The organism is Psychrobacter sp. CAL346-MNA-CIBAN-0220 (assembly GCF_040309805.1).
GTDB lineage: Bacteria > Pseudomonadota > Gammaproteobacteria > Pseudomonadales > Moraxellaceae > Psychrobacter.
On record NZ_JBEOPF010000318.1, the window covers coordinates 1 to 270 of the forward strand.

The following is a 270-nucleotide window of genomic DNA, read 5'->3' on the forward strand; positions in this document are numbered from 1 at the left end:
CTTTGTAATGGGGTAATTTTGTTCATGCTAAACTCCTTAGCGAATACGTCGAAAGATGTAATCTACGTTTAAAACGTGCGAAAGGTTTTCAAAACTAATTTTAAATTGGTCTACATCTACTTCAACAGGAAGATTAAACTCTAGTTCACAGCGCATTCTCATTACTGCTTCTTCGTCATCATAAGTGTCTGACTTTAGTGAGCAAATAATAATATTGTTGTCTGCAAAAAAGCGCGTAACTTTACTCAAAGTGCCGGGTGTGTCGGTGCC

The 270-nt window shown here is 37.4% G+C and carries 1 protein-coding gene; it reads right to left on the reverse strand.

Features of this window, described 5'->3' with window-relative positions:
* Nucleotides 1-36: 36 nt before the first annotated feature.
* Nucleotides 37-270 (reverse strand): hypothetical protein (locus AAEY88_RS13805; RefSeq protein WP_350563300.1); only part of this gene is annotated, 234 nt, incomplete at its 5' end.